A 26,644-nucleotide genomic window follows, 5' to 3' on the forward strand; every position below is an offset into this window, starting at 1 on the left:
GGGATCACGAGCCGCTCCTGGCGAACGCGAGGTCGATGAGGCGGCGCAGCAGATCCGGGTACGGGACACCGCTCGCGGCCCAGGCCCTGGCGTAGACGGAACGGGAGGTGAAGCCTGGCATGGTGTTGATCTCCAGCACGTGCAGGCGTCCCGTGTCCTCCTCATAGAGGAAGTCGACACGGGACAGGCCGTAGCCGCCGATCGCCCGGAAGGCGCGCAGGGCCAGCTCGCGAACGTCCTCGGCCACCCGTTCCGGCAGCACGGCGGGGATGATGGCCAGCTCGGCCTGGCTGAGGTACTTGGCCTCGTAGTCCAGCCAGTCGCCGGGCACGATGAGCTCGCCGGGCACCGAAGCATCCGGCGTGTCATAGCCGCCGAGCACGCCGCAGATGATCTCGCGCGCGGTCACACCCTGCTCGACGATGACCACCCGGTCGTGAGCCAGCGCCAGCTCCACGCCCGCGCGCAGCTCCTCCATGGAGGTGACACGTGAGATGCCGATGGAGGAGCCCATGCTGGCCGGTTTGACGTACATCGGCCAGTCGAGCGACTTCACCAGGCCCCAGTAGTCGGTGGTGGTGCGCCATTCGTGCTCGGTGAACGACACATGCGGGGTGACCGGAATGTCCTCCGCCAGGAACGTGCGCCGCATCGCGACCTTGTTCATGGCCACGGCCGATGCCAGGACGCCGCAGCCCACGTACGGGATGCCCAGCGTCTCCAGGTGACCCTGGACGACGCCGTCCTCTCCGAACGGCCCGTGCAGCGCGGGGAAGACCACGTCCGCCAGATCGCGTCGCAGCTCAACCGGCCACCTGCCCTGCCGGTCGATGATGACGGCGACGGGCTCGTACAGATCCCTCGGCAGAGCGTCGAGCACAGCCTGCGCCGACTGCAGCGACACCTCATGCTCGGCGGACGGCCCACCCGCCAGCACAGCCACGCGCACGCGTTCAGTCACGATCAACCTTCCTCAGGGGAACGGAGACAGCACCGCCGCCGCCGCATGACCAGCGCGCCGAGTGTCGGCTCTTCGCCTGACCAGTTCCCAGACCATTCGCTGTCCAGTTCCAGACCAAGGCTTGCCAGCTATTCTGTGTTGCTAAGTACTGGTAGTCGGTGTTACTGTCTACTGGTAGTCAGCAACACCAAGTAGCTGAAGGGGGTGTTCCATGGGCAAGCAGGTGACGGAGCTGCTCAAGGGAACGCTGGAGGGCATCGTCCTGGCGATCCTGTCCAGCCGGCCCGCGTACGGCTACGAGATCACGGCGTGGCTGCGGGATCAGGGCTTCTCCGACATCGCCGAGGGCACCATCTACGCGCTGCTGGTCAGGATCGAGCAGCGCGGCTTCGTCGACGTGCAGAAGGTCCCGTCGGAGAAGGGACCGCCGCGCAAGGTGTACACCCTCAACGCCCAGGGCCAGGAATATCTCGCCGAATTCTGGAGGACCTGGAGCTTCCTCGCAGAACGGCTCGAACAGCTCCGCAAAGGAGGCAGCTGACCATGTCCGACGCTGAAAAGAGCGGCTTTCTCACAAAGGTGATCGGCCCCAAGCGGCAGTGGCGGCAGTACAAGGCGCGCGTGCGTCAACTTCCGCCGAACTACCGCACGGCGGTCGAAGCGATCGAGCGGTACCTGATGCACTTCGTGCCGACCGACGGCGAGAGCAACGCGTCGATGTTCGAAGACCTCGCTGACCTGTTCGACCAGGCCGCGGCGGACGGAACGCCGATCCGCGAGATCGTCGGGGAGGAGCCGGTGGAGTTCGCCGAGGCGTTCGTCCATAACTACTCCGAGGGTGGCTACGTCCCCGCCCGTGAGCGGAAGCGGCTCACCGACGCCATCACGCGCGCCGCCGGAACACTGTAGGTAAGGAGATTGATGATGGGAACTGGCAAGAGCGGCTTCTCCGTAACGGGGCTGCGCAGACTGCGTGAGGTGCTGGCCCGGCATGTCGAGTCCGGGAAGATTCCCGGGCTCGTCGCCCTGGTCAGCCGGGGCGAGGAGACCCACGTCGAAGCGATCGGGACGATGCGCCATGACGGTGGCGCGCCGATGAGCCGCGACACCATCTTCCGGATGGCCTCGACGACCAAGCCGGTCGCGGTGGCGGCGACGATGGTCCTGCTGGATGAGTGCCGGCTGCGGCTGGATGACCCGGTGGATCCGTGGCTGCCCGAACTCGCCGACAGGAAGGTGCTGAAGCGCGCCGACGGCCCGCTGGACGACACCGTGCCGGCCCGGCGGCCGATCACCGTACGGGACCTGCTCACCTCCACGTGCGGGCTCGGACTGGATATGACGGCGCGGACCGCTCCGATGATGAGCGCGTTCTTCGAGCAGGGGGTTTACGGCCAGGAGGACGGATGGATGTTGCCCGAACCGGGACCGGATGAGTGGATGCGCCGCCTGGGCACGCTCCCGCTGATGTACCAGCCTGGAGAGCGGTGGCTGTACAACGTCAGCGACGACGTGCTCGGCGTGCTGGTGGCCAGGGTCACCGGCCAGTCGTTCGAGACGTTCCTGCGCGAACGCGTCTTCGATCCGCTGGGGATGAAGGACACCGCCTTCCACGTGCCCGCCGACAAGATCGACCGGCTGCCGCCCCTGTACGCTCCCGACTGGCAGACCGGAGAGTTCCGCGTGGAGGACGAGGCCGAAGGGGGACACCACAGCCGGCCTCCGGCCTTCCAGTCAGGCGGCGGCGGACTCGACTCGACCGTCGACGACTATCACGCCTACTTCCGGATGCTGCTGAACCACGGGATGAACGGCACCCAACGGATCCTGTCGCGGCCCGCCGTCGAGCTGATGACCACCAACCGCCTCACGCCCGAGCAGACCGCCGCCCTGCAGGCCTGGGCCCGCAGCGTCGTCCATCTCTCGCACGGGCAGGGGCAGCAGGGCGGCTGGGGCTTCGGGATGACGGTGCGCACCTACCGTGGCGACTACGCGCCCATCGGCCAGTTCGGCTGGGACGGCGGAGCCGGCACCACTACCTACGCCGACCCGGACAACCAGCTCGTCGGCCTCCTGCTCACCCAGACCGGGATGTCCACCCCGGATTCGGCGCGGGTCATCCACGACTTCTGGACCACCCTCTACCAGGCGATCGACGACTGACTCCCGCATAACCGTAGGCCTTACAGTGGGTTCGTCGGTTTCCCAAGTTGGAGGGCAGGATGACCTCCGTCCCATCGGCCGCCATGGCTTCTCCCCGTTCGGTGCTTGCCAGGGACAAGCTGATGCGCACCGCGGAGCGGCTCTACGCCGAGCACGGGTTCGCGAGCGTGTCGGTCGCGAAGATCGGGGAGGCGGCCGGCCAGCGCAACAAGTCGGCGGTCCAGTACCACTTCAACAACCGCGACGAGCTCATCATCGCGATCCTGGAACGGCACATGGCCAGGATCGAGAAGCACCGGGTCGCGCTGGTGGAGGCGCTGGGCGAGCCGGGGGAGGTGCCGCTGGAGGAGCGGATCCGCTGCCACATCCTGCCGAACATCGAGCACCACATCGAACTGGGCACGCCGTCCTGGTACGGGCGGTTCCTGGCTCAGGTGATCGTGGAGCCCAATCTGCGGGAGTACGCGATCCAGGCGCACGGGAACCTGCCGTCCGTTCGCCGGCTGGACGAGTTCGGCCGGGCGCAGTGGCGGAATGACGATCGCGCGCTGATCGCCCAACATCACGAGATGATTCGCCAGCTCACTGTGCACATGTGCGCCGAAGTGGAATACGACTTGGCGCATGGGCGCATCGATCCGGCGGCCGCGGAAGAGTCCTGGCGTCGCTTGGGCGAGAACCTGATCCAGGCGATCTGCGGGCTCAGCGTCTCCTTGCTGGGAAATCGCTAGCGGAGGTACGTGCGGACATCTGCTACAACAGCCACCTGATCGGATTCCATCACGGCCGCTCGTTCAATGTCGAAAAGTATCGATCGCACGCCGCCGGCTGGAACCCGTTGCCGCCGTGGCAGCAGCCTGTCCTCCATGCCTACTCACGACCTCGACAGGGCCTGTCCTCCTCCGGAGTGCTGCCGCTCCCGCTGGGGAGGGTGGAGATCGTCGCGGTCTCCGCCTTCCGGGAGATGTTGCCCGAAGAGCCGGTGCCCGCGCTGCCGTACATGGCCGGTCAGACTGTAGCGGTCAGGGACGTGAACGCGGCCCGCTCCCCGGCCTCAGGCACGTCACGCTAATCTGACCACGGTGGCTGCCCCGGTCCTGGACGAGCTCGATCGTGCCATCATCCACGCGCTGCACGTGGATGGACGCGCGCCCTTCAGCCGCATCGCATCGGTGCTGCACGTGTCCGACCAGACGGTCGCGCGCCGCTACCGCCGGCTGCGCTCCGACGGATTGCTCAACGTGGTCGGCCAGTTGGAGGCACGGCGGCTGGGCTGGGTGCAGTGGTTCGTGCGGATCCAGGTCACGCCCGACGCGGCCGTCCCCATCGCCGACGCCCTGGCCCGCCGCCCGGACACCTCCTGGGTCAGCCTCACCTCAGGCGGAACGCAGATCGTCAGTGTCATCCAGGCACGCAGCCCGCACGAGCGTGATGCGCTGCTCCTCGGGCAATTGCCCCGTACGCCAAGAGTGGTCGGGGTAACGGCTCACTGCCTGCTGCGGGTCTTCGCCGGCGGTCCCACCGGCTGGCACGGCCGAGCCAACTCTCTCGGACCGGAACAGATCGCCGCGCTCAGCCCGCGGCACCCGCAACGGGAACAGCACGGGCGGGTCCTCCTGGAAGAAGGCGACGAACAGCTGGCGGCGGCTCTGGCCCGCGACGGCCGCGCCGGCTATCCGGAGCTGGCCCGGGCCACCGGCTGGTCGGAGATGACGGCCAAGCGCAGGCTGGAACAGCTGCGCGGCCGCGGCGCGCTGTTCTTCGACGTGGACATCGATCCTCTTCTCCTGGGCTTCGAGATGGTCGCGATGCTCTGGCTGACGGTCGAGCCGTCCGCGCTCCGCCGCGCTGCCGAGGCGATCGCCGCCCATCCCGAGGTCGCCTTCGCCGCCGCCACCACCGGCCCGACCAACCTGCTGGTCTTCGTCGCCTGCCACGACGCCGAAGCACTGTACGACTACCTCGAGGGCGGCATCGGAAGCCTGCCGGGGGTCCGGCAGATCGAAAGCGCTCCCGTCATCCGAGACAGCAAGCGGGCCGGCACAGCTATGAAGGCGGCCCGCGGGTCGGGTGGTTCGCCGAACGTCGCGAGGTAGATCCGGTGCCGGTGGCAGCCAGAAAAAGATTCTCAAACTCGGCACGCTTTCGATGTCGAGATTGTGGATCGGGCTCCGTCCCAGGGACATCAGCGGCCACGACGGGCCCGCGCGACGAAGAAGGAGAACCATCATGACGCTCCAGCGGATGGACAACGTCGGCATTGTCGTCGACGACCTTGAGGCTGCCATTGCGTTCTTCGTGGAAGTCGGCATGGAGCTGGAGGGCAAGGCGCAGATCGAGGGCCTCTTTGCGGACCGTACGGTCGGTCTCGACGGCGTCCGCTGCGACATCGCGATGATGCGGACCCCGGATGGCCACGGCCGGCTGGAACTGGCGAAGTACCGCAGCCCCGCGGTGATCGCCGCCGGACCGCACAACCCGCCGCACAACACGCTGGGCATGCATCGCGTCATGTTCGCCGTCGACGACATCGAGGACGTCGTCGCCCGTCTACGCGCTCACGGCGCCGAACTCGTCGGTGAGCTGGCCCGGTACGAGGACAGCTACCGGCTCTGCTATGTCCGCGGCCCCGAGGGGATCATCATCGCGCTGGCCGAGCAGCTCAGCTGACAACCCGTCGCGGCCGACCAAGAAAACGACAAGGGATAGGAACAACCGTGCGACCGAACGAGATCACCGAGATTCTGAACCGGCCGATCAGCCAGGAACTGCTGGCCCGCGACCTGACCCGCTTGGCCTATGTCGCCAAGGACGGCACACCGCGCAATGTCCCGATCGCGTTCACCTGGAACGGCTCGGAGGTCGTCATGTGCACGTCGAAGAACGCTCCGAAGCTCCAGTCCTTGAGCGAGAACCCGATGGTCGCCCTGACGATCGACACCGAGGTACACCCGCCGAAGATCTTGCTCATCCGCGGCCGGGCCGAGCTGGACGTCGTCGACGGCATCCCGGCCGAGTATCTGCAGATGAACGGCAGCTACCAGATGACGCCCGAGCAACGGGTCGAGTGGGAGGCGGAGGTGCGTTCCCTCTACGACGGCATGGTCCGGATCGTCGTGACTCCGACCTGGGCGAAGCTGATCGACTTCGAGACGACCCTGCCCAGCGCGGTCGAGGAGCTGATCCAGCAGCGGGAGGAGCGTCAGCGCGCCTGAGCGCCGTACGTGGAAGGTCGAAAACTCGCAATGAACACGGCCACAATGGGCCGTACCGCACAGAGGAGAAGATGATGGCCAAGTATCTGCTGCTCAAGCACTACCGAGGCGCGCCGGCAGCGGTCAACGACGTGCCGATGGACCAGTGGACGCAGGACGAGATCGACGCGCACGTGCAGTACATGCGTGACTTCGCCGCTCGGCTTGAGGGCACCGGAGAGTTCGTCGACAGTCAGGCGCTCTCCCCGGAGGGCACCTTCGTCCGCTATGACGGCGAGGGGCGGCCGCCGGTCACCGACGGCCCGTTCGCGGAGACCAAGGACCTGATCGCCGGCTGGATGGTGATCGACGTCGAGACCTACGAGCGGGCGCTCGAGCTGGCCGGCGAGTTGTCCGCGGCGCCGGGTGCGGGTGGGAAGCCGATCCACGAGTGGCTGGAGGTGCGCCCGTTCTACGGCGTGCCGCCCACGGTGACCGAGTGAACGAGTCGCTGCTGCGGGAGCTGGTGCCCGCGGTGATCGGTGTCCTCGTCCGTCGCGGAGCCGACTTCGCGGCGGCCGAGGACGCCGTGCAGGACGCCCTGGTCGAGGCCGTGCGGGTGTGGCCGGACGACCCGCCGCGGGACCCCAAGGGCTGGCTGGTCACCGTGGCCTGGCGTAAGTTCCTCGACGCCGCCCGCGCCGATACCTCCCGGCAGCACCGCGAGGTACGCGTCGAGACCGAGCCCGTGCCCGGCCCGGGCGAGGCGGTGGACGACACGCTCCGGCTGTACTTCCTGTGCGCGCACCCATCCCTGACACCGGCCTCGGCCGTCGCGCTCACGCTGCGCGCGGTCGGTGGCCTGACCACCCGCCAGATCGCGCAGGCCTACCTCGTGCCGGAGGCGACCATGGCCCAGCGGATCAGCAGGGCCAAGCGGACCGTCTCGGGCGTCCGGTTCAACCAGGCCGGTGACCTCGCCACGGTGCTGCGCGTGCTCTACCTGGTCTTCAACGAGGGCTACTCCGGCGACGTCGACCTCGCCGGCGAGGCGATCCGGCTCACTCGCCAACTGGCGGCCAAGACCCACCATGAGGAGGCCGCGGGCCTGCTCGCGCTCATGCTGCTCCACCACGCCCGGCGCCCGGCGCGGACCGGCCCCGACGGCAGACTCGTACCCCTTGCCGAGCAGGACCGCGGCCTGTGGAACACCCGCCTGATCGCCGAGGGCGTCGACGTGCTCCAGACGGCCCTCGCCCGCGACCGCCTGGGCGAGTTCCAGGCCCAGGCCGCCATCGCCGCGCTCCACGCCGACGCCCAGGCGGCCGAGGAGACCGACTGGGTGCAGATCGTCGAGTGGTACGACGAACTGGTGCGCCTCACCGACAGCCCGGTGGCCCGCCTCAACCGGGCCGTCGCGGTCGGCGAGGCCGACGGCCCGCGCGCCGGCCTGGCCGCCCTGGCGGAGCTCGACCCCGCCCTGCCCCGTTACACCGCCGTCGCGGCGTACCTGCACGAACGTGACGGTGACCCGGTGACCGCGGCACGGCTCTACGCCGAAGCCGCCCGATCGGCGCCCAGCCTGCCCGAACGCGACCACCTCACGCGACAGGCCGCACGGCTCAACGCGCAGCTGCGCGGTTGAGCGGAACATACGTAGCTGCCGCAGGCTCTCCGCCGAGCCGAACCCGCACCGTGCCCCCATCTCCGCCGCGGGCAACGACGACGGTGGTCACGCGGGCGATGTCGGGTAACTCCACTAAAGCAGGGTGCGCTGCGAGGGCCTGCAGCACACCCCGCCCCAGCGGAACTACGGCTTCCGCGCTTCTAGAGGAGCGGAAGGCGGCGCACCCCGCTCATGGTCGGCGTGGGGATGAACTCCACGGGGTCCGCCGGATCGGTGCGCAGGGGATCGAACCGGTCGAGCAGGATGTTCAGCGCGACCCGCCCCTCCAGCCGGGCCAAGGGGGCGCCGATGCAGAAGTGGATGCCGCGGCCGAACGCGAGATGCGGGTTGGGATCGCGATCGGGATCGAACGTCTCCGGGTTCGGGAACTGCCGGGGGTCCCGGTTGCCCGCCGCGACCCAGCACATGACCATCTGATCGGCCGGGATGGTCACCCCGCCGAGCTCGACCTCGCGCATGGTGGCGCGGCCGAGGGCGGCGAACGGGGTGAGGAGCCGGAGTGACTCCTCGATGACGGCCGGGACCGAGTCGCGGTTGGCGCGTACCCTGTCCTGCTGGGCGGGGAAGGCGTCCAGGCACAGCACCGTGTTGCCGAGCAGCATCGTCGTGGTGATGTGCCCGGCCAGCAGGAGCACGATCGCGAAGTTGACCACCTGATCGTCGGGCAGGTGCTCCCCGTCCACCTCGGCCTCGACCAGCCTGCTGAGCAGGTCGCCGCGCGGCTGCCGGCGGCGTTCGGCCGCGTGGTCGGCGAGATAGTCGCTCATCTCCCGCCACGGCTTCATCGTGGCTGCGAGGTCCGCGCTCCGCTCTTCGGCGGACCGGTTGAGCGAGACCTTGGCGTCTCGCTGGAACAGTCCGTCCGCCCACCGCTTGAACAGATCGCGATCACTGCTGGGCACCCCCAGCAACTCGGCGATGACGATGACCGGCAGCGGGTAGGCCAGATCGCGCACCAGCTCGAACCGCTCGCGCTCCCGTGCCGCGTCGAGCAGTTCGTGGGTGATCGCGGCGATCCGCGGTTCGAGATCCGCGACGACCTTGCGGGTGAACGCGCTGCTGACCAGCTTGCGCAGCTTGCCGTGCTCCGGCGGGTCGATCTGGGTGATGAACCCGTCCAGCGAAAAGCCCTCCTCCGGCAGCATGCCCTTGGGGACTATCCGCATCGTGTCGGAGGAGAAGGTCGCGGGGTCGCCGATGACCTCCTGCAGCTCCGGGTAACCGTAGACGTTCCACATCCCGGCTTGCGCGTCGAACTCGACGGGCGGGCCCGATCGGGGCCCGTGCAGCCAGAAGTGTTGCTTCGGGACGTCGTACCGCTCGACGAAGTCGGCCATTGCCTCTCCTTGGTTGAGGATCTCTCTGTCGAGATGTACGTCAGGACGATTTCTTGCGGTATTCCGCCCAGCGCTCGAGCATCTCCTCGGAGTCGCGCAGGATGAAGTCGAAGAACTCGCGGGTGTCCTCCACCCGGGCGCGCCGCTCGGGTGGGCCTTCGCCGAGGATGGACAGCCCGAAGTCCAGCGTTTCCAGGCTCCTCCGAACGCCGTCGAGCTGAACCTGCATGACCTGCGCCCATCCGCCGCCGATGATCCGGTAGCGGTGCTCGCGGGCGGCTGTGGGCACGCGCTCGATCATCCCGCTCACCTCCAGTTGCCTGGCGACCGTACTGACCGCGGTCTTGCTCACACCGAGCTCGGCCGCCAGGTCGGTGAGCGAACGGTCGGGCGGGTCGCAGATCATGAGCCACGCGTGCAGGCGGCCCATCGTGCGCGTCCCGCCCAGACGCTCCATGACCAGCCCCATCCGGTCGACGAACTCACTCTCCTGAGGCTCCACTGGCGCCAACTCCGCAATTATCGTCAAGTACGTACTTTACGAAGTGTACATCGCGGCGCCGGGACGCGTGAAGAGCCGTGCGGGGACCCGCAGACCGTGACGCCCGCGGGCGGCGGGTCAGTGGGAGTCTGGTCTGGGGATATGGACGCCGGCGGCGCGCAGCTTGGTCTCGAAAAGCGCGGCCAGCCGTGCCGCGGCCGGCGTCCGCTCTTCGCCGTGGTGGGCGATCAGCGTGTACCGGGTCGCGGCCTCGGTGCGGGCTTGCAGGCCGGTCACGGTCTTCAGCAGTGCGGGGTTGGCGAGGTAGTGGTCGGCCGCGACGGTGGCGAGTTCGGCGATGCGGGGGTCGTCCGGGTCCCAGGCCGCGGCTTCGGCTGTGCGCTTGCCCAAGGCGACGAGCCCGGTGTCTTCGAGGGCGTCCTCGAAATGGGTGAGGTAGTCGTCGAAGCCTTCTGGGACCAGGGCCTTGGCCAGCACCCAGCCCTCCCTGGTGGCCGCCACCTCGTCGGCGGAGAATCCGCGGCCCCGCATCCGCTCCAGCAGCGCCACAGCGCGGTCGGGCAGCAGAGCCCGGTCACCGTCGGCGAGCCGATGCAGCGTGTCACGCCGCGCGGTCAACTCCTCGATCCGTTCGGTGAGCTGCCGCTCGACGTCGGCGAGCGCGGCCGCGAACAGCGCGGCGTCGGCGTCGAGCAGGGGCCCGATCTCGGCCAGCGGCACCCCGGCGGCGGCCAGCGTCCGGGCCTGCACCAGCCGCAGCAGATCGGCCGATCCGTACCGCCGGTAGCCGGAGCTGTCGCGTTCCGGCTCCTTGACCAGGCCGAGCTTGTGGTAATGCCGCACCGTCTTCACCGTGACGCCGACGAATGCCGCCGCCTGCCCGATCGTGACTCCGTTCCTCATCTGCCCAGCCTGCCTTGTGCTCGAGGTGTACGGGTCGCAGGTGCTCAGTCCTGCCTACGGCAGAACACCTCGTTGACGAGCCTTTGCTGGGCGCTCTGGAATGCTGTCGCGATGGACAGGTCGGCGTCGTCCACGCAGTTCAGCGCGGCGGTCAGAGTCTTGCTGCCGTCGGGTGTGCTGTACATCAGCGCCGCGTGGCCCACGGCGGCGCCGTTGTGGGAGATGACGGTACCCCCGCCGTCCGTTTTCACCACGAACACTCCCAGGCCATAGGCCATGTTCGGGATGCCCGTGGGGTGCGGGGTGCACATCTCGGCCAGGAGCGGGGCGGGCAGGAGCTTGCCGCCCAGCAGGGCGGAGATGAAGGTGTGGAGGTCCTGGGTGGTGGAGATCATGTCGCCGCCGGTGGAGATCCAGGACGGGTTCTGGCGGGTGACGTCGACCGTCTTGTCCTGGTAGCGGTAATAGGCGTGGGCGTACGGCTCGGGGATCTCCGGCGAGGCGTCCGGCACCACAGTGCCCGACAGGCCGAGCGGCCCCAGGATCAGCCGCCGCATCTCCTCGGCGAGCGAGCGGCCGGTGACCTTCTCGATCAGCAGTCTGGCCAGCACGTAGTTGGTGTTGGAGTAGCTCCAGCCCGTCCCCGGCTCGAACCGCGCCGGCTTGGACAACGCCAGCTCCACCAGCTCCTGCGGCCGGTAGGCCTTGAACCGGTTGTCCAGCCACTCTTCGCCCGTGGTGCCGTAGGGGATGGGGATCCCCGTCACGATCGTCCCGTCGTCATAGACCTCGCCGGTGAAGTTGAACACCCCGCTGGTGTGCTGCAACAGCATCCGCACGGTGATCCGCTCGTCCAGCCCGAACTCGGGCAGGTAGTCCGCCGCCGGGGTGTCCAGCCCGATCTTGCCCTCGGCCACCAGCTGCAGCACCAGGGTCGCGGTGAAGGTCTTGGTGTTGCTGCCGATCCGGGCATGCCCGTTCGTCGGCGGCTTGGCGGCCCCGCCCAGCTCGGCCGCCCCGGCGCTGCCGGCCCATTCGCCCCGCTCATCATGTACGCGCAGCTGCACCCCGACGAAACCGGAATCGACGATCTCCTCGATCGCCTTCTGCAGTTCCGGGCGATCCTGCCCCGCAGTGGCCACCCCAGCGGCGTCGAGGGCGGCGGTGATCTTGCGGGCCATCTCGGCCTTGGTGGGGCTGGGCTTGTCCGGGTGGACCTGGGCGGCTTCGATGGCGAGGAGGATGGTGCCGCGGAAGTTGTCGGCTTCCGCCGGAGCTTGCTCGCCGAGCAGGCTCATGGCCGCGGTCAGGGCCGGCAGCACCTGGTCGGCGAGTTCGGCGACGGTCTTGCCCGTCAGTTCGATGTCCTTTGCCTTCGCGGCGAGCACGTGCCCGACCAGACCGGTCGCCGACGTCAGGGCGATGGTGGCATTCGTGGCGGTCTTCTGGGGCGAGCCGGTGGCGGCGGCCATCAGCGACACTACGCCGTACGCGGCGGTCCGCAGAGTGCTCTTGTCCTGGTCGGAAAGGGTGATGGACATGGTGGTTTGCTCCTTCAAATCTTTTATGTCCGGTCGGCGTCGCGCCGCTGCGAGGAGCTTCCACCCTGACCTAAGGTCAACCTCAACCGTGATCTGGCTCACTGAAAGGCTCACACATAATGATCTTCACCCAAGCCGAACTCGACTATCTGACCACGCAGCCCATCGGGCGGCTGGCCACCGTGTCGCCCGACGGGCAGGTGCAGAACAACCCGACCAATTTCTTCCTCGATGCCGACACCGGCACGATCGTGATCGGCGGAGGCGCGCTGGGCGGGACGAAGAAGTTCCGGAACGTCCAGCAGGGCAGCACGGTCGCGTTCGTCGTGGACGACCTGGCGGCGGTCGATCCGTGGACGCCGCGCGGCATCGAGATCCGGGGTTCGGCGGTGGCGCTGACGGACCACGAGCCGCCGGTGCCTGGCTTGTCCCGGCAGATCATCACGATCACTCCCAGTCGGATCATTACTTGGGGGTTGGACGGACCCAGGACGAGCCGCAAGGTATGAAAACGCGTGGCCCCTTACGAGAGCTTCGTCTCGTAAGGGGCCACAAACCGGGACGCGTCAGCCCATGATGATCGTGAGGCCGAATGCGCCCTGGTGAGGGATGCGGAGGGCGTGGAAGCGGCGGGCGCCGTCGCGGAAGTAGCGCACGCTGCCGGCCGCGATGGTCGCCTGCAGGGGGGTGTCCCAGCGGAAGCGGATCGTGGTGCGGCCCCGGCGCACATCGAAGCCGTCGGCGGTGGCGGTGGTCGAGCCGCCGAACGTGGCTCGCGTGCCGTCGGTGAAGGTGAGGACGTCCTCGGGCTGGAGGATGAGAGGGATCTGCTCGGTGGCCGCGGCGTTGGCCGTGACCGTACGCCGGATCGTCTGGCGAGTGACCAGGATGTCCGTGGTGACGTTCGCGTTGCCGTACCGGATGCCGAAGGCGCCGGGGACCCGGCCGCCGGTCCACTCGCTGCCACCGGGGGCGCCGCGGAAGTAGGCGGCCGGGAGGTCGCCGTTGGAGTCGGGCACCTGACCGGGGAAGACGGTGGACCAGCAGGCGTAGTTGTTGTCGTTGAGCCCGCAGATGATCGTGCCGGCCTCGGGATGCCACAGGAAGGTCAGGCCGGTGCGGGCGCGGGAGGCGCGGTCGCCGAAGTAGCCGCCCAGGTACAGGCCGGGCTTGCGGACGTACAGGAAGTCCTGGCCCCTGTCCCTGCGCAGTTCGACGAAGTCCTGCGAGCGCAGGTAGGGCAGGTCCGCGATGGCGGCGGTCCGCTGCCGCCGGGTGGGGAAGCCCTCGCCGTACAGGCCGTGGGTGAGGATGCGCGGTGAGGTGTCCTGCTTGGCGAGCGGTGTCACCGGTTCGGTGGACGCGGCCCAGGAGGTGCGGGCGTCGGCCAGGTCCTCGCGGGCGGTCATGAACGCCGACAGCAGCGGCACCTGACGGGTGAACGTCCAGTTGAGCGCGGTCCGGTCGGGGTCGGGCCGGACCTCGTCGTACCAGCGCGCGCTGGTACGGGTGGACGGCGCGACGTTGACCATGTACCCGGCGCCGTCGGGCTCGCGCAGCAGGTTGTAGGACAGGAAGCCGGTGAATCTGCGGGCCATGTCCACCAGGTGCGGGTCCTGGCTGTGGAGGTAGGCGTCGGCCAGCTCGGGCAGCATGACCTCGAAGTTGTAGTTCATGTCGTGGCCGCCCTCCTCGTGGAAGAAGCCCGCGGAGCTCACGCCGGTCGCGGCGATCCTGGCGAACGCCTCGCGCAGGCTCGTGGCGAGCGCGGGGTCGGGGTCGAGCTTGAGCGCGTGCGTGGCCCCGGCAAGGCCGGAGCTGGTCTGGTTGGCGTAGTTGAGCGGCTCCTGCCAGACGGTGCGGTTGGCGGGGTCGAGGAACCACGTCATCGTCGTCCGTAATGCCGCGGTGATCTGGGACTGCCGGGTGGGCAGCGCCCCGGCCGCGCGCAGGATCCGCAGGGTCTTGGCGAGGTAGCCGAGGCCGAATCCGGTGGGGGCCAGGCCGTGCTCATTGCGGCTGTACTCGGGGAAGGACCCGTCGGCGTGCTGGAGCGACAGGTAGTGGCCGAGCGCCGCGTCGAGGGCGGCCAGCAGGTTCGCGTCCCCGGCGTACGGGTTCCACGGGCGGGCGTTGGCGTAGAACCAGGCCAGCGTGAAGACGTGCTCCTGCACGCGGGCGTTGTACGGCGCGGCCGGCGAGCGCCACCAGCCGCCGGCGAAGAAGCCGGTGTCGTCCATGTCGTTGACCATGGGCGCGAGGGTGGCCAGGTACGGCGCGAACCGCTGCTCGTGGGGGGCGAACAACCTGCGGTCCAGACCGGGCGGCGGCGGCAGGTCGGGGACGGCGGCGAAGGCGGTGCCGGGCGCGAGCATGGGGACTGCCGGGAGCAGGGCGGCGGCGCGGAGGAGGGTGCGGCGAGAGAGGGTTCGGCGAGAGAGCGTTCGGCGAGAGAGCATGGTCAGCCTTTCAGACCGGTGTGCGCGAGCCCCTCGATGAACTGCCGCTGGGCCAGTACGAAGACGACCAGGATGGGCAGGGCGGTCATCGTGGCGGCGGAGAGCTGCACGTTCCACAGGGGCGAGCCGTAGGCGTCGACGAACTGGGTGAGCGCCTGCGGGAGGGTGAACTTCGACGGAGTGGACAGGAAGACGATGGGTTCGAGGTAGAGGTTCCACGAGTGCAGGAACGTGAAGATGGCGACGGCGCCGAGCGCGGGCCTGGCCAGCGGCAGTGCCACCCGGTAGAAGGTGCCGAAGCGGCCGAGCCCGTCGACCCTGGCGGCCTCCTCCAGCTCGCCGGGCAGCGTGATGAAGAACTGCCGCATGATGAAGGTCGCCAGCACGCTGGGCGCGCCCAGGATCGGCACCAGGATCAGCGGCCAGTGCGTGTCGGTCAGCCCCGCCGTGTGGAACATCTGGAACAGCGGGACGATCGTCACCTCGCTGGGGATCAGCAGGCCGACGAGCACGACCAGGAAGAGCACGTTCTGGCCGGGGAAGCGGATGCGGGCGAAGGCGTAGCCGGCCATCGCGGCCACCGCCATCGTGCCGACGGTCACCACCGCCGCGATGTAGAGGCTGTTGAGGTACTGCTGCCCGAACGGCTGCAGCTCGAAGACCCGGCCGTAGGTGGAGAAGTCGAACCGGGAGGGCACCAGCGCGGGCGGGAAGGCGAAGATGTCGCTGATCGGCTTCACCGACGAGGTGACCATCCACCAGGTCGGGAACACGAACGGCACGCACAACACGCACAGCAGCGCGTACAGCGCGAGCTTGACCCTACGACTCATGGAAGACCCACTTCCGGCGCAGCCGCCACTGCAGCAGTGTCAGCGCCGCGACGATCAGGAACAGCAGGACCGACAGGGTGGCGCCGTAGCCGAGGTGCCGGAACTGGAAGGCCTGCTGGTACAGGTAGTAGACGAGAACCGTGGTGGACATGCCGGGCCCGCCCTGGGTGAGCACGGCGATCTGGGCGAACACCTGCAGCGACCCGACCACGGTGATGATCGAGGTGAGCAGGATCGTCGGGCTGATCAGCGGCACCGTGATGCGGCGGAAGCGGGTCCAGGCGCCGGCGCCGTCGAGCTCCGCGGCCTCGTACAACTGGCGCGGCACGCCCTGGAGCGCCGCCAGGAACAGGACCATGTTCAGCCCCACGTTCTTGACGACCTGGACGACGACGACCGACAGCAGGGCGGTGCTCTCGCCGCGCAGCCAGTTGGGTCCCTCGACGCCCGCCACGCCGAGCACGCCGTTGACGCCGCCGTCCTGCTGGAGCAGGAACTGCCAGACGATCGTCCAGGCGACCAGCGACACCAGCACCGGCGAGAAGAACAGCGTGCGGAAGAACGTGGTGCCGCGCAACCGCTGGTTGAGCAGGATGGCCAGAGCGAGGGCGAGGGTGAGGTTGAGCACGACCAGACCGACCGAGAAGAGCACGGTGCTGGTCAGCACCTGACCCATTTTCGGGTCGGCGAGCAGCTTGGCGTAGTTCTCGCCGCCGATGTACTCGAACGTGCCCGCCAGCACGTTCCACTCCTGGAGGCTGTAGTAGACGACCAGGCCGAGCGGCACCAGGACGAACAGCACGCTGCCCACGAGTTGCGGCGAGATCAGCAGATAGCCGACCAGTGCGTCGCGCCGGGGGATGGTCCAGAAGGGGCGGCGCCGGGTGGCGGCACGCGCCGCCACCCGTTCGCCGAGGTCCGAAGCCACCACGTCATCCGCCCAGCAGCGGTTGGATCTTCGCGCACACGCCGTCCAGCACCGCCTTGACGTCGGCGTCCGGCTTCCACAGCGGGTCGAGGGCGGCCCTGGCGGTCTGCGCGAGCTCGGCCTGACCGGTGTGGCTGGGCTTGACCACGCCCTTCTGGATGCCGTCGATCACCACCTCCTGGAGCTGGTCGCCGCTCAGCATGGGGCTGGTCTTGGCCATGGTGTCGGCGGTCAGCAGCGAACTGCGCGCGGGTGGGAAGTACGCGGCGAGCTTGGCGGCGTTGGCGGCATTGGCGAAGTAGGCGAGGAAGTCGGTGGCCTGCTGAGCCCGCGGCGACTTCTTCAGCACGCCGATCCCGGCCTGGCCGATGACCGCGTACTTGCCCTTCGGCCCGGCGGGCAGCGGGACCAGGTCCCACTTGAACGTCGCGTCCTTCAGCATGGCGGCGCGGGAGATCTGGGCGACGGCCATCGCGGTGTCACCGGAGAAGAAGTCGACGGCGGTGCCCGGCCCCGGCATGGACTTGTCGGTGAAGATCGCCTTGTGCACGAACGTCATGGCCTCGACCATCTCGGGCGCGTTGAACTGGCAGGTGCCGCCGTCGTCGCTCCACGCCTTGGCGCCCCAGCCCTGCCAGATGGTGGCGAGGTTGTCCCAGGCCTTGTAGTCGAAGTTGAGGATGGTCAGGCCGTTCTTGCCCTTCGCCGCGATGGCCTTGTTGATCTGGTTGGCGTGCTCCCAGTCCCACTGGCCGGCCTTCATCAGCTCGCGCGGCGGCTTCTGGCCCGCGGCCTTGACCAGGTCGGTGTTGACGAAGACGCCGAAGGGCGAGGTGGAGAACGGGTAGGCGTACAGCTCTCCCTCACGCTCCCACAACCGGGTGGCGGCCGGGACCAGCTCGCCCACGTTCTCGATCTTGCTCTTGAGCGGGACGAGGGCGCCGGAGCCGACGAAGTCCGGGGCGGAGTTCTCCAGGATCCACGCCATGTCGGGGGGATTGCCGCCGGCGATCTGCGTGGTCAGCGTGGTCGTGTAGTTCTCGAACGGGATGGGATCAAAGGTGATCTTGCCGACTTGCGGGTGGGACTTGCGGTACTCGGCGGCGATGTCGTTGAACAGCTTCAGGTGGGCCTCGTTGGAGGTCCAGATCGACATGCGCAGCGGCTGCGGGCCCTGCGCGGCCGGCGCGGTGCCGCCGTTGCCGCAGGCGGTGGCCACGAGGAGGGCGGTCAGCGAAAGGGCCGCCAGCTTCCCGGGAGCTTTCATGGGGGTTTCTCCTTCTGGCGTTGATGACGGCGTCAGTAGCCGGTGACGTCGGGCCAGCGCGGCTCCACGCCGTCGCGGACGAGCCGCTGCTGGAAGTCGGCCAGGAGCCGGTCGTCCGCGCGCACGGCGTGCGGCGTGGTGGCCTGGTCCAGGCAGAAGGCGGCGAGCGCGCCGGCCGCCTCGCCGACGTTCCACTCCACCGGATGCAGGCGGTAGGCGCCGTTGGTGATGTGGGTGGTGCCGATGTTCTTGCCGGCGGGCAGCAGGTTGGTCATCCGCTGCGGGACCAGCGCCCCGAGGGGGATCTCGAACGGGGAGCAGGCGACGTCGATGTAGTTGTCGCCGCCGGTCGACGGGTGCAGGTCGATGCGGTACATGCCCACGCCCACGGAGTCGTGATAGGAGACGGCGCCCTTGTCGCCGCGTATCGCCACGGACAGGTCCTGTTCGGTGACGGTGGTCAGGGCCCGGATGCGCCGGGACTCGCGGATGTAGGCGGCCTGGGCGAGCCCGTCGGCGCTGCCGGTGACGTCGCCGCGCAGCCGCAGGCCCCGGTATCCGGTGCCGCCGTCGTGGCGGGGGGCCTCGGTCTGCAGCCAGTACATCACCGACAGGGACAGCTCACGGGCGGCCGCCAGGTGCCGGTCGGCGTCCGGCACGTCGATGACCGGCCCCTCCAGGTAGTCGATCATCGGCCAGTTGACGAGGGTGATGTCACTGGCGTAGGCGCCCGGCGTGAAGTTGCGGCGCGCGGCGATCCTGCGAAAGGTCCACAGGTTGGCGTCGCCCGGGTTGACGCGCTGGTCGGCCTCGACGAGCTGGGGGTCGTCGTCGGGATTGGGGGTGAAGGAACGTTCCATGATCGCGAGGGTGCGCGGGTTCGGGCACCGCCACGACAGCAGCTTGTCGCCCCAGAAGGGCGGCTCGTATGTTCGCCAGAAGTCGTAGGAGGCGGGCCGATCGATCGTGTGGTCACCGTCGACGTGGTCGACCGCGAAGCAGAAGGAGACGGCCTGCATGTTCAGCGGTTGCGCCTCGGCGGGCGCGCTCGGCTCGCCTGTCTCCGATTGTGCCTCGAATCCGGTGACGTACTCGGTGCCGGTCAGGGGCAGCAGTTCGCCGGTCTCGGTCGCGTCCAGCACGTACGGCGCGACCAGCACGATCTGCTCGGCGTCATTGTCGCGGTGTGCCAGCCGTACCGACGTGACGCGGTCGCCATCCACCTCCGCGCCCACCGGCCGGTACGGCTGCAGCACTCGTAACCGGCCCGAGCCCCGATAGGGGGCGAGCATCGCCTCGATCACCGCGACCGCGACCCTGGGCTCGTGGCACAGGCGGCTCACATGACCGGCTCCCGGGTTGAACTCCCGCTGCGCCCGCGCCCGTTCGGTGAGCGGGTAGTGGTCGCGGTAGTAGCGCCGGATGCCTTCGCGCAGGGTCCGGTAGCTCGCCGTGACGCCGAACCGCTCCACCCAGGAGTGCTCGTCGGGCGGGACGGCCTGGCTGGTGAGCTGGCCGCCGAGCCAGTCGTGTTCCTCCGTGAGGACCACCGTGCGGCCGGCCCGCAGCAGGGCCAGCGCGGCGGCGACGCCGCCCAACCCGCCGCCGACGATGACCGCGTCTGCTGATATCTCAACCACGTAGGGATCTCCTGTCACTTTCCGGATGCCGGAGCCAGCGTGCTGCCGGCGATCAGCTCGCAGGGGAGCAGTTCCTGCGGGCTCCCGCCGGTCTCCAGCACTCCGGCCAGCAGTTGTACGGCTCGGTGGCCCATCTCACGCCTGGGGATGCGGAATCCCGCGAAGTCGGTGTCGGCATGGACGGGCCGGGTGAACGCGCCCAGGGTGAGGATGGACAGGTCGCGGGGAATCTCCATGCCACGCTCCCCGGCCGCTCTGGCGAGCGCGACGCAGTCGGCGTGCTCCTCGACGAAGACCGCCGTCACCCCGGCCGCGACCAGGTCCTCCAGGGGTGCCTCGGGCGGGAGGTGGCGGCCGTCGACGCCGCCGGCCACCACACCCTCGTGGAACCCGCGCAGTCGGTCGGCCCTGGACTCGCCGCCCGTGCCCGCCCCGACATAGGCCAGACGCCGATGGCCGAGGGCCACCGCCCGCTCGACCAGTGCCCGGACCGCCGATGGGTAGTCGGCCCCCACGTACGGCACCGGCCCGCCCGCGTCGTCGCGGCGGCCTACGGAGACGAACGGGATCCCTTCCGCCAGCAGCCGGGCCAGGTCGTCACGGTCGACCGTACGGCCGAGCAGCAGGCAGCCGTCGGCCAGCCGCACGCGGCTCTCCTCGTTGAAGATCTGCCGTCGCGCCCCCGAAACCGCCCTGGCGCTGGTGAACAGCAGCAGGTCGCAGCCGATCTCCTCGGCGCACTCCTCGATGCCGGTCAGGAACGGATGGTAGAAGTCGGCGCTCTCGGTGGGGAAGACCGCCTCGTAGGTGAACACGCCGAGGATGCGGTTGCGGCCGTCGGCGAGCCGTCGCGCGGCGGGATCGGCCACGTAGCCGGTCTCCTTGATCACCCGCAGGACCCTTTCGCGGGTCTCGGGGGCGATCCGCACCTCGGCGTCGCCGCGCTTGTTGAGCACGAGGGACACCGTCGTCTGGCTCACGCCAGCCATCTTGGCGATGTCCTGCTGCGTGAGACGTCGGCCCGGACCAGTCACCGTCTGTGTTCTCCCATGAGTCGGCAATGCGCATTAGCAGCTTGGTGGGGCCCTATCTTTCGCGCGGAGATGCGTGCTGTCAAGAGCGAATTTTCCCACGTTAATTCGTATTAGCATCTTGACGCGGCATTCCGCTGGGGGAGAGCGTGTGAGTCCGCACCGCGACGCAGCGTGAAGGAGTCCAAATGATCCGACGGCGGACTGTGTTACTGGGCGCGGCGGCGGGCGTGGCCGCGGGCCTGGGTCTCGGACCGGCCGCGAACGCGGCGGCGGGCCCGGCCGGGATGCCGACCTACCGGTACCTGCGCGACGCCTTGTCCCTGCCGCTCAGCCACAACCCGACGGGGGAGTTCATCTTCCCCTGCATCAGAGGGGTGTACGACAAGCTCAGCAACCCCCGATCGCGCTACTACCTCTATTACGCCCCGCACGAGGACCCGGGCGGCATCTGCGTGGCCTTCGCCGACTCCCTGGCAGGCCCCTTCGACGACTACTCGGGCAACCCGATCATCGACAACCACCTGCCGACCACCACGGTCTCGCACGTGTCCTCACCCCACGTGACCTGGGACGCCGCCACCCGGCAGTTCTTCTGCTACTTCCACGGCGAGAACTACACCACGCGCGTGGCCCGCTCCACCGACGGCGTCACCTTCACCGACGAGACCCCGATCCTGAGCACCCGCCTGGTGCCCGGCACCTCCGAGACGTCCTACGCGCGGGTCTTCGAGCATGCGCTGCCCGGCCGGAACAACAAGTACGTGATGACCTTCATGGGGGTGCGCAACGGCCGTCGCATCTTCTACGGCTGGTCGCCTAACGGCTGGGACGGCTGGCAGTTCAGCGCGACCCCGCTGGTGAACCCCGAACCCGACGGCGTGACCGACATCTCCGGCGCCACCCTCGTCAAACGCAACGGAACCACCTACGCGGCCTATCACGGCAACGACGGCAGGATGCGGATCACCGAGGTCGGCAACGCGTTCGACAAGGAGACGCACCTCGGCGTCTTCCACTCCCCGATTCCCTCGGACAACGGCAGGGTGGCGGCGCCGTCGTTCGGCACCCAGGACGGTGTGTCGTACATGTTCTACGAGGCGGGTCCGCGACTGAACGCCCGCATCTGCATCGCCCGGGCGGTCTGACAGCCGTTGATGAGCCGGTGCTAACCGGCGTGGTCTTCCTGCCGCCCTCGGTGCGCCGTCACCGGGGGCTCGGCCGTTGACGGGAGGGCCGCGGCGATGCAGTCGAGGACGCGCTGGAGCCCGTGCCGGAACTGGTCGTCGCGGCTCAGGTGCGGCTGGCGCGCCTCCATCACGATCTTGGTGAAGATCGGATACTCCCCGCTCTTCACCAGCCGGTCGACGTACGAGTAGCTCCGCGCCATCCACTCCGACTCGCTGAGCCCGCTGCGGCGGACTTCCTCGGCCGAGTTGATCTCCTCGCGGACGGTGCCCTCGATGTAGCCGTTCAGCATGGCCATGAGGCCGAGGTTCTCGTCGATGGAGACGAAGGCGTCGAGGACTCCCATCAGCCGTTCGATCAAGAGCAGCTGGTTGGGGCCGAAGCTGGGGAGTGACCGCTGCACGGCGCCGATCCACGGATGCCTCAGCCACATGGCCCGCCACTCGTCGGCGTAGCGGGTCAGGTCGGCGCGCCAGTCGCCCGAGGGCATGCCCGTGACGTCGATCTCGCCCTGCAGCCGGTCGGCCATGAGCTCGATGAGGTTGTCGCGGCTCGGGACGTACCGGTAGAGGGACATCGCGCCCGCGCCGATCTCGGCGGCGATCCGCCGCATGGTGGCGGCCTCCAACCCCTCGGCGTCGGCGATCCGGATCGCCGCCTCGGTGATCTGCGCGCGGCTGTAGACCGGCTTCGGCCCGCGGGCCGGGCGTTCGGGTCGCATCCAGATGTTCACGTACTCGGCGTCGGCCACCGTCTCCTCCTCCCCAGTTGCGTACATGGTACCCAGTAACCTAACCTGACCCGCAACCGCGTACAACGTACCCAGTGGAGGGAACATGGCTGATCCGATCGTGATCGCCGAGGGGCTGCACAAGTCCTTCGGCGAAACCCATGCGTTGCGAGGACTGGACCTGAGCGTGCCGAAAGGAGCGGTCTGCGGCGTGCTCGGGCCGAACGGCGCGGGCAAGACGACCGCGGTGCGCATCCTGGCGACCTTGTCCGATCCCGATGCCGGGCACGCCCGCATCGCCGGCTACGACGTCGTTCGCGAGGCCGGCCAGGTGCGGGCAAGGATCGGGCTCGCGGGCCAGTACGCCGCCGTGGACGAGAAGCTCACCGGCCGCGGCAACCTGCGCATGTTCGGGCGCCTCTACCACCTGTCCCGGCGCGAGGCGCACCGGCGGGCCGACGAACTGCTCGAACGCTTCGGCCTGATGGACGCCGCCGATCGGCAGGTCACCGGCTACTCCGGCGGCATGCGGCGCCGCCTCGACCTGATCTCCAGCCTCATCCTGCGCCCCGAGGTGCTCTTCCTGGACGAGCCGACCACCGGCCTGGACCCGCGCAGCCGCGGCGAGATCTGGGACAGCGTCCGCGAACTGGTGGCGGACGGCACCACGGTGCTGCTCACCACGCAGTATCTGGACGAGGCCGATCAGCTGGCCGACGACATCGCCGTCATCGACCACGGTCAGGTGATCGCCACCGGGACTCCCGACGAGCTGAAGGCCACCATCGGCGACCGCCTCGACGTCGAACTCGAAGACCCCGCCTCACTGCCGGCGGCAGCGACCGCGCTGAACGCCCTGGCCGGGACCGAACCCACGATGACCGGCGCCGACCAGCTCAGCGTCGCCCTGCCCAGCGGCAGCTTCCGGCTCGCCGGCATCGTGCGCGAACTCGACCGCGCCGGGGTCGCCGCCGCCGACGTGAGGCTGCGCCGCCCCACCCTTGACGAGGTGTTCCTGCGCCTCACCGACCGCAAGGAGAGCGTCCGATGACCGCGTACACCCGCCTGCGCTGGACGTTCGCCGACGGACTGACCCTGATCGGCCGCGAACTGGGACGGCTGCGCCAGGAACCCGGCGAACTCATCGGCGCGCTGATCTTCCCGGCCATCATGGTGGTGCTGTTCGGATACGTCTTCGGCAGCGCGATCCAGGTGCCGGACGGCGGCGACTACCGCGAGTACCTCATGCCCGGTCTGTTCGCGATGGTGACCTTCTCCTCGGTGATGGGGGTCATGACGCGGATGGCCAGCGACGCCTCCCGCGGTGTGATGGACCGGTTCCGCTCCATGCCGATGGCGCGCTTGGCGGTGCCGTTCGGGCAGACCGGCGCCGACCTGCTGATCGGCCTGCTGATGCTGGCCATCATGGTGGGCGCGGGCCTGCTGGTGGGCTGGCAGCCGCACCGCGGCCTGATCCCCACGGCCCAGGCGTTCCTGCTGATGATCGTGGTGCGGTACGCACTGAGCTGGGTGGGCGTCCATGTGGGCCTGGCGGTGAAGAACGACCAGGTCGCCGACGCGATGGTGCCGCTGTTCCTGCCGTTCACCATGCTGTCGAACGCGTTCGTCCCGACCGACGGCATGCCGGGCTGGCTGCGCTTCCTGGCCGACTGGAACCCGGTCAGCGCGCTCACCGCCGCCTCACGGGAGCTGTTCGGCAACCCGGGCGCCCCGTCCGGAGACGTGGTCTGGCCGCTCGCGCATCCGGTGGCCACCGTCCTGCTCTGGTCGGCGGCGCTGCTGGTGGTGTTCGTCCCGCTGTCGCTGCGTGCCTACGTGCGCAGGGGACGGTGACGGCCCGGCCCGGCGGGTCGCGAGCCACGCGCGGCGTTGAGGCCCCGTGCCAGCAGCGGTCAGGTCAGGGTTCCGTGTGCCGGTCGAGGCCGAGCGTGGCGATGAGGTCTTCGTGGAGCTCGAACCAGACACGATGGCAGGAGTCGACGTCGGTGCGGTCGACCCAGGCGCCCTCCCCGGCTCGGGCGCGCGCCAGGGCCGTGGTGAAGCGTGTGTCGTAGCCGCAGAACCGGGCGAGGACGTTTCCGAGCCGGTCCGCGAGTGGTGTGAGCTCGCGATCGATGCCGGCGAGCTCCAGGAGGACTCCGGCGTCCCAGGTGGGATCGGAGTGGTCGTTGACGGCGAGCCGATCGCCGGCGGTGGGCCGGAGTTGCCAGTCGGTACAGGCTCGTTGCAGGAGGGCGTTCAGCGGGAGGAACGCGCGGTAGACGTCACGGACCTCGTCGGCACCGCCGACGCGGGCGAGTTCGGCCGCCAGCCGGCGCTCGTTCTCGGCTCGGCCCCGTTCGGTCAACGACCAGCCTCCGGCGCCGGCGAAGGCGCTGTGCTCGACCCACCCGTATGCCTCGGCGTCGTGCAGCAGCTCTTTCGTCTCGGCCGCGTCGAGACCGTAGCGATGGGCGATCACCGGGGTGTCCGCGAACCCGGTGATGCGCACGGCGTGCAGGACCAGGAGGTCAGGCGCTGAATCCCGCGTCACGAGCCGGCCTCCTGCCGAGCGCTCAGGCGGGTGTACCACTGCTGGCACGCCTGCGGCGAGTTGAACCCCATCACCTGCGCCATCTGCGCCCAGGTCAGTCCGGCACTCCGGGCCATGAACAGCAGGCCCGATTCGAGTCCTTCGACCTCGGCGCGGGCAGCAGGCAGGAGGGCGAGCGCGCTCAGGATGTCCTCCGGGTCCAGGTCGGCGCAGCGCCAGACGGCGAACTGCAGGAGGTCGACCGCAGTCGGCGGGGCGGGCGCGGGGCGCCACGGGCGGGCGTCGAGCGCGGCCGCACCCAGGCTCAGAAGGCGCTCAGACGCGTCCCGCTCGCGGTGGGCCTGGACGTGTTCGGCGTGAGCGACGTCCGGCTTTGCCGGGACGTGTTCACCGTGCTCGGTGTGATCGAAGTCCTGCTTGCGTGGCATGCACCTCATGGTGCACACTCAACGAAATGTTGTCAACATTCTGTTGAAAGGCGGGCGGATGATCGTACCCCTCATGGAGGCCGCCTCCGATACCTGCGGGGGCAAGGCGGGCGCGCTGGGCGCGTTGCTGCGCGCGGGTCTGCCGGTTCCTGACGGCTTCGTCGTCCCGTTCGCTACCTACCTCGCCGCCCTCCGGGACCTGGACGATCTTGACTCGGTGCGGCAGACGATCGAGGCCAGCCCGGTCGTGATCGAAGCGCTGGGACGCGCGCTCGACGAGCTCGGCGATCCGCCCGTGGCGGTCAGATCATCGGCCGCGGATGAGGACACCGGTCAGGCATCGGCGGCCGGTCAGTACGAGAGCTTTCTCGCTGTGCACGGAGTCGGCGAGGTCGCCGATGCCGTACGTGCCTGCTGGGCCTCACTGTTCTCTCCACGTGCCATGGACTACCGGCAGGACCAGGCTTCCGACGGTCCTGTGATGGCCGTCCTCGTCCAACGCCATCTGGATGCCGAGGTGTCCGGGGTCATGTTCACCCCCGCGGACCCGGACGACACGACCGAGATCGAGGCGTCCTGGGGCCTCGGCCCCAGCATCGTCGGGGGCACGGTCACCCCTGACGCCTACCGCGTCGCGGGGGACGGGTCGGTCACCCGCACTGTCGCGGACAAGCGGACCCGCCTTGACCGGCGCGGCACACGGCTCGTCGTGAGCGACGTGCCCGCTCAGGCCCGGGACCGGCCGACGATCGACGACGCGACCGCCACACGGCTCGCCAAGCTGGGCAAGGAGATCGCCGCCCTGCGCGGCGGACCACAGGACATCGAGTGGTCGATCGCCGACGGCCGCACCTGGGTTCTGCAGGCACGACCGGTCACCGCCGCGCCCCCACCGCCTTCCAGCACCTCGGACACCCCGGCCGCCGCACTCACCGGAACACCAGGCAGCCGCGGGACCGTGACCGGCACCGCGAGGATCGTCCGCGGCCCCGGCGACTTCGCGCGCGTGCACCCGGGCGACATCCTCGTCTGCCCCTTCACCGACCCCGCTTGGACGCCGCTGCTGCGCATCGTCGCCGGCGTGGTCACCGAAACCGGGGGCGTGCTCTGCCATGCCGCGATCGTCGCCCGCGAGCACGCCATCCCCGCTGTCCTGGGCGTCCCGAACGCGACGAGCAGGCTCCACGACGACACCGTCATCACCATCGACGGCTCCACCGGCACCATCACAGCGACCAAGCCACCAGCAGCTCGAAAGGAGCCGGGAAGCGGATCCGCACGGACGCCGCGCCCCTGAC

29 protein-coding genes are annotated in these 26,644 nt (G+C 69.2%); 15 read left to right on the forward strand and 14 right to left on the reverse strand.

Annotated elements, in window-relative coordinates; all coding sequences use genetic code 11:
- Positions 1 to 4: 4 nt before the first annotated feature.
- On the reverse strand, positions 5 to 961 hold the full coding sequence (locus ACGFNP_RS00190; protein ID WP_393313011.1) for a D-alanine--D-alanine ligase family protein: 957 nt from the start codon (positions 959 to 961) through the stop codon (positions 5 to 7).
- 211 nt (positions 962 to 1,172) lie between these two features.
- Between ACGFNP_RS00190 and ACGFNP_RS00195 the strand changes: the two genes are divergently transcribed.
- The 10 genes from ACGFNP_RS00195 to ACGFNP_RS00240 all read left to right on the forward strand — a co-directional run bounded on the left by ACGFNP_RS00195 (position 1,173) and on the right by ACGFNP_RS00240 (position 7,963).
- Complete coding sequence (locus ACGFNP_RS00195; RefSeq protein WP_393313014.1) at positions 1,173 to 1,502, forward strand: PadR family transcriptional regulator; 330 nt, start codon at positions 1,173 to 1,175, stop codon at positions 1,500 to 1,502.
- A 2-nt stretch (positions 1,503 to 1,504) separates the two neighbouring features.
- Positions 1,505 to 1,870, forward strand: coding sequence for a DUF1048 domain-containing protein (locus ACGFNP_RS00200; RefSeq protein WP_358333490.1), 366 nt, complete (start codon positions 1,505 to 1,507; stop codon positions 1,868 to 1,870).
- 15 nt (positions 1,871 to 1,885) lie between these two features.
- Positions 1,886 to 3,124, forward strand: a complete 1,239-nt coding sequence (locus tag ACGFNP_RS00205) for a serine hydrolase domain-containing protein (protein WP_393313018.1) — start codon at positions 1,886 to 1,888, stop codon at positions 3,122 to 3,124.
- A gap of 83 nt (positions 3,125 to 3,207) precedes the next feature.
- The gene (locus tag ACGFNP_RS00210; RefSeq protein ID WP_358333485.1) at positions 3,208 to 3,855 is read left to right on the forward strand and encodes a helix-turn-helix domain-containing protein; all 648 of its coding nucleotides are present in this window, start codon (positions 3,208 to 3,210) and stop codon (positions 3,853 to 3,855) included.
- A gap of 176 nt (positions 3,856 to 4,031) precedes the next feature.
- Positions 4,032 to 4,196, forward strand: coding sequence for a hypothetical protein (locus tag ACGFNP_RS00215; protein WP_393313021.1), 165 nt, complete (start codon positions 4,032 to 4,034; stop codon positions 4,194 to 4,196).
- Positions 4,197 to 4,206: 10 nt separating this feature from the next.
- Positions 4,207 to 5,220 carry an Lrp/AsnC family transcriptional regulator gene (locus tag ACGFNP_RS00220; RefSeq protein WP_358333479.1) on the forward strand — a complete coding sequence of 338 codons (1,014 nt, stop codon included), beginning with the start codon at positions 4,207 to 4,209 and terminating at the stop codon, positions 5,218 to 5,220.
- A 148-nt stretch (positions 5,221 to 5,368) separates the two neighbouring features.
- Positions 5,369 to 5,794 (forward strand): VOC family protein, encoded by a 426-nt coding sequence (locus tag ACGFNP_RS00225; RefSeq protein WP_393316546.1) that lies wholly within the window; start codon positions 5,369 to 5,371, stop codon positions 5,792 to 5,794.
- Positions 5,795 to 5,841: 47 nt separating this feature from the next.
- Positions 5,842 to 6,339 carry a pyridoxamine 5'-phosphate oxidase family protein gene (locus ACGFNP_RS00230; RefSeq protein WP_393313024.1) on the forward strand — a complete coding sequence of 166 codons (498 nt, stop codon included), beginning with the start codon at positions 5,842 to 5,844 and terminating at the stop codon, positions 6,337 to 6,339.
- Between the two features lie 74 nt (positions 6,340 to 6,413).
- Positions 6,414 to 6,821, forward strand: coding sequence for a YciI family protein (locus ACGFNP_RS00235; protein ID WP_358333473.1), 408 nt, complete (start codon positions 6,414 to 6,416; stop codon positions 6,819 to 6,821).
- Positions 6,818 to 7,963, forward strand: coding sequence for a DUF6596 domain-containing protein (locus ACGFNP_RS00240; RefSeq protein WP_358333470.1), 1,146 nt, complete (start codon positions 6,818 to 6,820; stop codon positions 7,961 to 7,963). The genes ACGFNP_RS00235 and ACGFNP_RS00240 overlap by 4 nt, the downstream gene beginning before the upstream one ends.
- 182 nt (positions 7,964 to 8,145) lie before the next feature.
- Here ACGFNP_RS00240 and ACGFNP_RS00245 read toward each other — a convergent pair whose 3' ends face one another.
- From ACGFNP_RS00245 to ACGFNP_RS00260, 4 genes are all read right to left on the reverse strand, one after another.
- The gene (locus ACGFNP_RS00245; protein ID WP_358333468.1) at positions 8,146 to 9,342 is read right to left on the reverse strand and encodes a cytochrome P450; all 1,197 of its coding nucleotides are present in this window, start codon (positions 9,340 to 9,342) and stop codon (positions 8,146 to 8,148) included.
- A 40-nt stretch (positions 9,343 to 9,382) separates the two neighbouring features.
- On the reverse strand, positions 9,383 to 9,871 hold the full coding sequence (locus ACGFNP_RS00250) for a GbsR/MarR family transcriptional regulator (protein ID WP_393313029.1): 489 nt from the start codon (positions 9,869 to 9,871) through the stop codon (positions 9,383 to 9,385).
- A gap of 90 nt (positions 9,872 to 9,961) precedes the next feature.
- A complete protein-coding gene (locus ACGFNP_RS00255; protein ID WP_393313032.1) occupies positions 9,962 to 10,747 on the reverse strand; it encodes a MerR family transcriptional regulator in 786 nt (261 codons plus the stop codon).
- 44 nt (positions 10,748 to 10,791) lie between these two features.
- The gene (locus tag ACGFNP_RS00260; RefSeq protein WP_393313035.1) at positions 10,792 to 12,288 is read right to left on the reverse strand and encodes a serine hydrolase domain-containing protein; all 1,497 of its coding nucleotides are present in this window, start codon (positions 12,286 to 12,288) and stop codon (positions 10,792 to 10,794) included.
- Between the two features lie 119 nt (positions 12,289 to 12,407).
- Between ACGFNP_RS00260 and ACGFNP_RS00265 the strand changes: the two genes are divergently transcribed.
- Positions 12,408 to 12,797 (forward strand): PPOX class F420-dependent oxidoreductase, encoded by a 390-nt coding sequence (locus ACGFNP_RS00265; protein ID WP_358333459.1) that lies wholly within the window; start codon positions 12,408 to 12,410, stop codon positions 12,795 to 12,797.
- Between the two features lie 57 nt (positions 12,798 to 12,854).
- Here ACGFNP_RS00265 and ACGFNP_RS00270 read toward each other — a convergent pair whose 3' ends face one another.
- The 6 genes from ACGFNP_RS00270 to ACGFNP_RS00295 are packed head-to-tail and all read right to left on the reverse strand — an operon-like array spanning position 12,855 to position 20,449.
- Positions 12,855 to 14,747 (reverse strand): hypothetical protein, encoded by a 1,893-nt coding sequence (locus tag ACGFNP_RS00270; protein ID WP_393313039.1) that lies wholly within the window; start codon positions 14,745 to 14,747, stop codon positions 12,855 to 12,857.
- 2 nt (positions 14,748 to 14,749) lie between these two features.
- Complete coding sequence (locus tag ACGFNP_RS00275; protein WP_358333455.1) at positions 14,750 to 15,580, reverse strand: carbohydrate ABC transporter permease; 831 nt, start codon at positions 15,578 to 15,580, stop codon at positions 14,750 to 14,752.
- On the reverse strand, positions 15,570 to 16,508 hold the full coding sequence (locus ACGFNP_RS00280) for a carbohydrate ABC transporter permease (RefSeq protein ID WP_393313043.1): 939 nt from the start codon (positions 16,506 to 16,508) through the stop codon (positions 15,570 to 15,572). Before ACGFNP_RS00280 ends, ACGFNP_RS00275 begins: the two co-directional genes overlap by 11 nt.
- A 4-nt stretch (positions 16,509 to 16,512) precedes the next feature.
- Positions 16,513 to 17,775, reverse strand: coding sequence for an ABC transporter substrate-binding protein (locus ACGFNP_RS00285; protein ID WP_393313046.1), 1,263 nt, complete (start codon positions 17,773 to 17,775; stop codon positions 16,513 to 16,515).
- A 32-nt stretch (positions 17,776 to 17,807) separates the two neighbouring features.
- Positions 17,808 to 19,415, reverse strand: coding sequence for an FAD-dependent oxidoreductase (locus ACGFNP_RS00290; RefSeq protein WP_393313049.1), 1,608 nt, complete (start codon positions 19,413 to 19,415; stop codon positions 17,808 to 17,810).
- Positions 19,416 to 19,429: 14 nt separating this feature from the next.
- Positions 19,430 to 20,449, reverse strand: coding sequence for a LacI family DNA-binding transcriptional regulator (locus tag ACGFNP_RS00295; RefSeq protein WP_393313052.1), 1,020 nt, complete (start codon positions 20,447 to 20,449; stop codon positions 19,430 to 19,432).
- A 185-nt stretch (positions 20,450 to 20,634) separates the two neighbouring features.
- Here ACGFNP_RS00295 and ACGFNP_RS00300 point away from each other — a divergent pair, with 185 nt between their 5' ends.
- Complete coding sequence (locus ACGFNP_RS00300; protein WP_393313055.1) at positions 20,635 to 21,594, forward strand: hypothetical protein; 960 nt, start codon at positions 20,635 to 20,637, stop codon at positions 21,592 to 21,594.
- A gap of 20 nt (positions 21,595 to 21,614) precedes the next feature.
- Here ACGFNP_RS00300 and ACGFNP_RS00305 read toward each other — a convergent pair whose 3' ends face one another.
- A complete protein-coding gene (locus ACGFNP_RS00305; protein ID WP_393313058.1) occupies positions 21,615 to 22,412 on the reverse strand; it encodes a TetR/AcrR family transcriptional regulator in 798 nt (265 codons plus the stop codon).
- A 58-nt stretch (positions 22,413 to 22,470) separates the two neighbouring features.
- Between ACGFNP_RS00305 and ACGFNP_RS00310 the strand changes: the two genes are divergently transcribed.
- Positions 22,471 to 23,415, forward strand: coding sequence for an ATP-binding cassette domain-containing protein (locus ACGFNP_RS00310; RefSeq protein ID WP_393313061.1), 945 nt, complete (start codon positions 22,471 to 22,473; stop codon positions 23,413 to 23,415).
- Positions 23,412 to 24,218 carry an ABC transporter permease gene (locus tag ACGFNP_RS00315; RefSeq protein ID WP_358333434.1) on the forward strand — a complete coding sequence of 269 codons (807 nt, stop codon included), beginning with the start codon at positions 23,412 to 23,414 and terminating at the stop codon, positions 24,216 to 24,218. The genes ACGFNP_RS00310 and ACGFNP_RS00315 overlap by 4 nt, the downstream gene beginning before the upstream one ends.
- A 64-nt stretch (positions 24,219 to 24,282) precedes the next feature.
- Here ACGFNP_RS00315 and ACGFNP_RS00320 read toward each other — a convergent pair whose 3' ends face one another.
- A complete protein-coding gene (locus ACGFNP_RS00320; protein WP_393313064.1) occupies positions 24,283 to 24,918 on the reverse strand; it encodes a transcriptional regulator in 636 nt (211 codons plus the stop codon).
- Positions 24,915 to 25,346, reverse strand: coding sequence for a DNA-binding protein (locus tag ACGFNP_RS00325; RefSeq protein WP_393313067.1), 432 nt, complete (start codon positions 25,344 to 25,346; stop codon positions 24,915 to 24,917). The genes ACGFNP_RS00320 and ACGFNP_RS00325 overlap by 4 nt, the downstream gene beginning before the upstream one ends.
- Before the next feature lie 58 nt (positions 25,347 to 25,404).
- On the opposite strand from ACGFNP_RS00325, the gene ACGFNP_RS00330 reads away from it, so the two are divergent.
- The gene (locus ACGFNP_RS00330) at positions 25,405 to 26,643 is read left to right on the forward strand and encodes a PEP/pyruvate-binding domain-containing protein (RefSeq protein ID WP_358333425.1); all 1,239 of its coding nucleotides are present in this window, start codon (positions 25,405 to 25,407) and stop codon (positions 26,641 to 26,643) included.
- Position 26,644: the final 1 nt, after the last annotated feature.

Origin of the sequence: Nonomuraea sp. NPDC049269, from assembly GCF_043197155.1 — a bacterium.
Taxonomy (GTDB): domain Bacteria; phylum Actinomycetota; class Actinomycetes; order Streptosporangiales; family Streptosporangiaceae; genus Nonomuraea.

Bases quoted from the DNA above. Each gene is read 5' to 3' on its own strand.
- ACGFNP_RS00195 (WP_393313014.1), top strand. From the start codon at position 1,173: ATGGGCAAGCAGGTGACGGAGCTGCTCAAGGGAACGCTGGAGGGCATC.
- ACGFNP_RS00200 (WP_358333490.1), top strand. From the start codon at position 1,505: ATGTCCGACGCTGAAAAGAGCGGCTTTCTCACAAAGGTGATCGGCCCC.
- ACGFNP_RS00205 (WP_393313018.1), top strand. From the start codon at position 1,886: ATGGGAACTGGCAAGAGCGGCTTCTCCGTAACGGGGCTGCGCAGACTG.
- ACGFNP_RS00210 (WP_358333485.1), top strand. From the start codon at position 3,208: ATGGCTTCTCCCCGTTCGGTGCTTGCCAGGGACAAGCTGATGCGCACC.
- ACGFNP_RS00225 (WP_393316546.1), top strand. From the start codon at position 5,369: ATGGACAACGTCGGCATTGTCGTCGACGACCTTGAGGCTGCCATTGCG.
- ACGFNP_RS00235 (WP_358333473.1), top strand. From the start codon at position 6,414: ATGGCCAAGTATCTGCTGCTCAAGCACTACCGAGGCGCGCCGGCAGCG.
- ACGFNP_RS00245 (WP_358333468.1), bottom strand. From the start codon at position 9,342: ATGGCCGACTTCGTCGAGCGGTACGACGTCCCGAAGCAACACTTCTGG.
- ACGFNP_RS00255 (WP_393313032.1), bottom strand. From the start codon at position 10,747: ATGAGGAACGGAGTCACGATCGGGCAGGCGGCGGCATTCGTCGGCGTC.
- ACGFNP_RS00260 (WP_393313035.1), bottom strand. From the start codon at position 12,288: ATGTCCATCACCCTTTCCGACCAGGACAAGAGCACTCTGCGGACCGCC.
- ACGFNP_RS00265 (WP_358333459.1), top strand. From the start codon at position 12,408: ATGATCTTCACCCAAGCCGAACTCGACTATCTGACCACGCAGCCCATC.
- ACGFNP_RS00270 (WP_393313039.1), bottom strand. From the start codon at position 14,747: ATGCTCTCTCGCCGAACGCTCTCTCGCCGAACCCTCTCTCGCCGCACC.
- ACGFNP_RS00275 (WP_358333455.1), bottom strand. From the start codon at position 15,580: ATGAGTCGTAGGGTCAAGCTCGCGCTGTACGCGCTGCTGTGCGTGTTG.
- ACGFNP_RS00285 (WP_393313046.1), bottom strand. From the start codon at position 17,775: ATGAAAGCTCCCGGGAAGCTGGCGGCCCTTTCGCTGACCGCCCTCCTC.
- ACGFNP_RS00300 (WP_393313055.1), top strand. From the start codon at position 20,635: ATGATCCGACGGCGGACTGTGTTACTGGGCGCGGCGGCGGGCGTGGCC.
- ACGFNP_RS00305 (WP_393313058.1), bottom strand. From the start codon at position 22,412: ATGTACGCAACTGGGGAGGAGGAGACGGTGGCCGACGCCGAGTACGTG.
- ACGFNP_RS00310 (WP_393313061.1), top strand. From the start codon at position 22,471: ATGGCTGATCCGATCGTGATCGCCGAGGGGCTGCACAAGTCCTTCGGC.
- ACGFNP_RS00315 (WP_358333434.1), top strand. From the start codon at position 23,412: ATGACCGCGTACACCCGCCTGCGCTGGACGTTCGCCGACGGACTGACC.
- ACGFNP_RS00325 (WP_393313067.1), bottom strand. From the start codon at position 25,346: ATGCCACGCAAGCAGGACTTCGATCACACCGAGCACGGTGAACACGTC.
- ACGFNP_RS00330 (WP_358333425.1), top strand. From the start codon at position 25,405: ATGATCGTACCCCTCATGGAGGCCGCCTCCGATACCTGCGGGGGCAAG.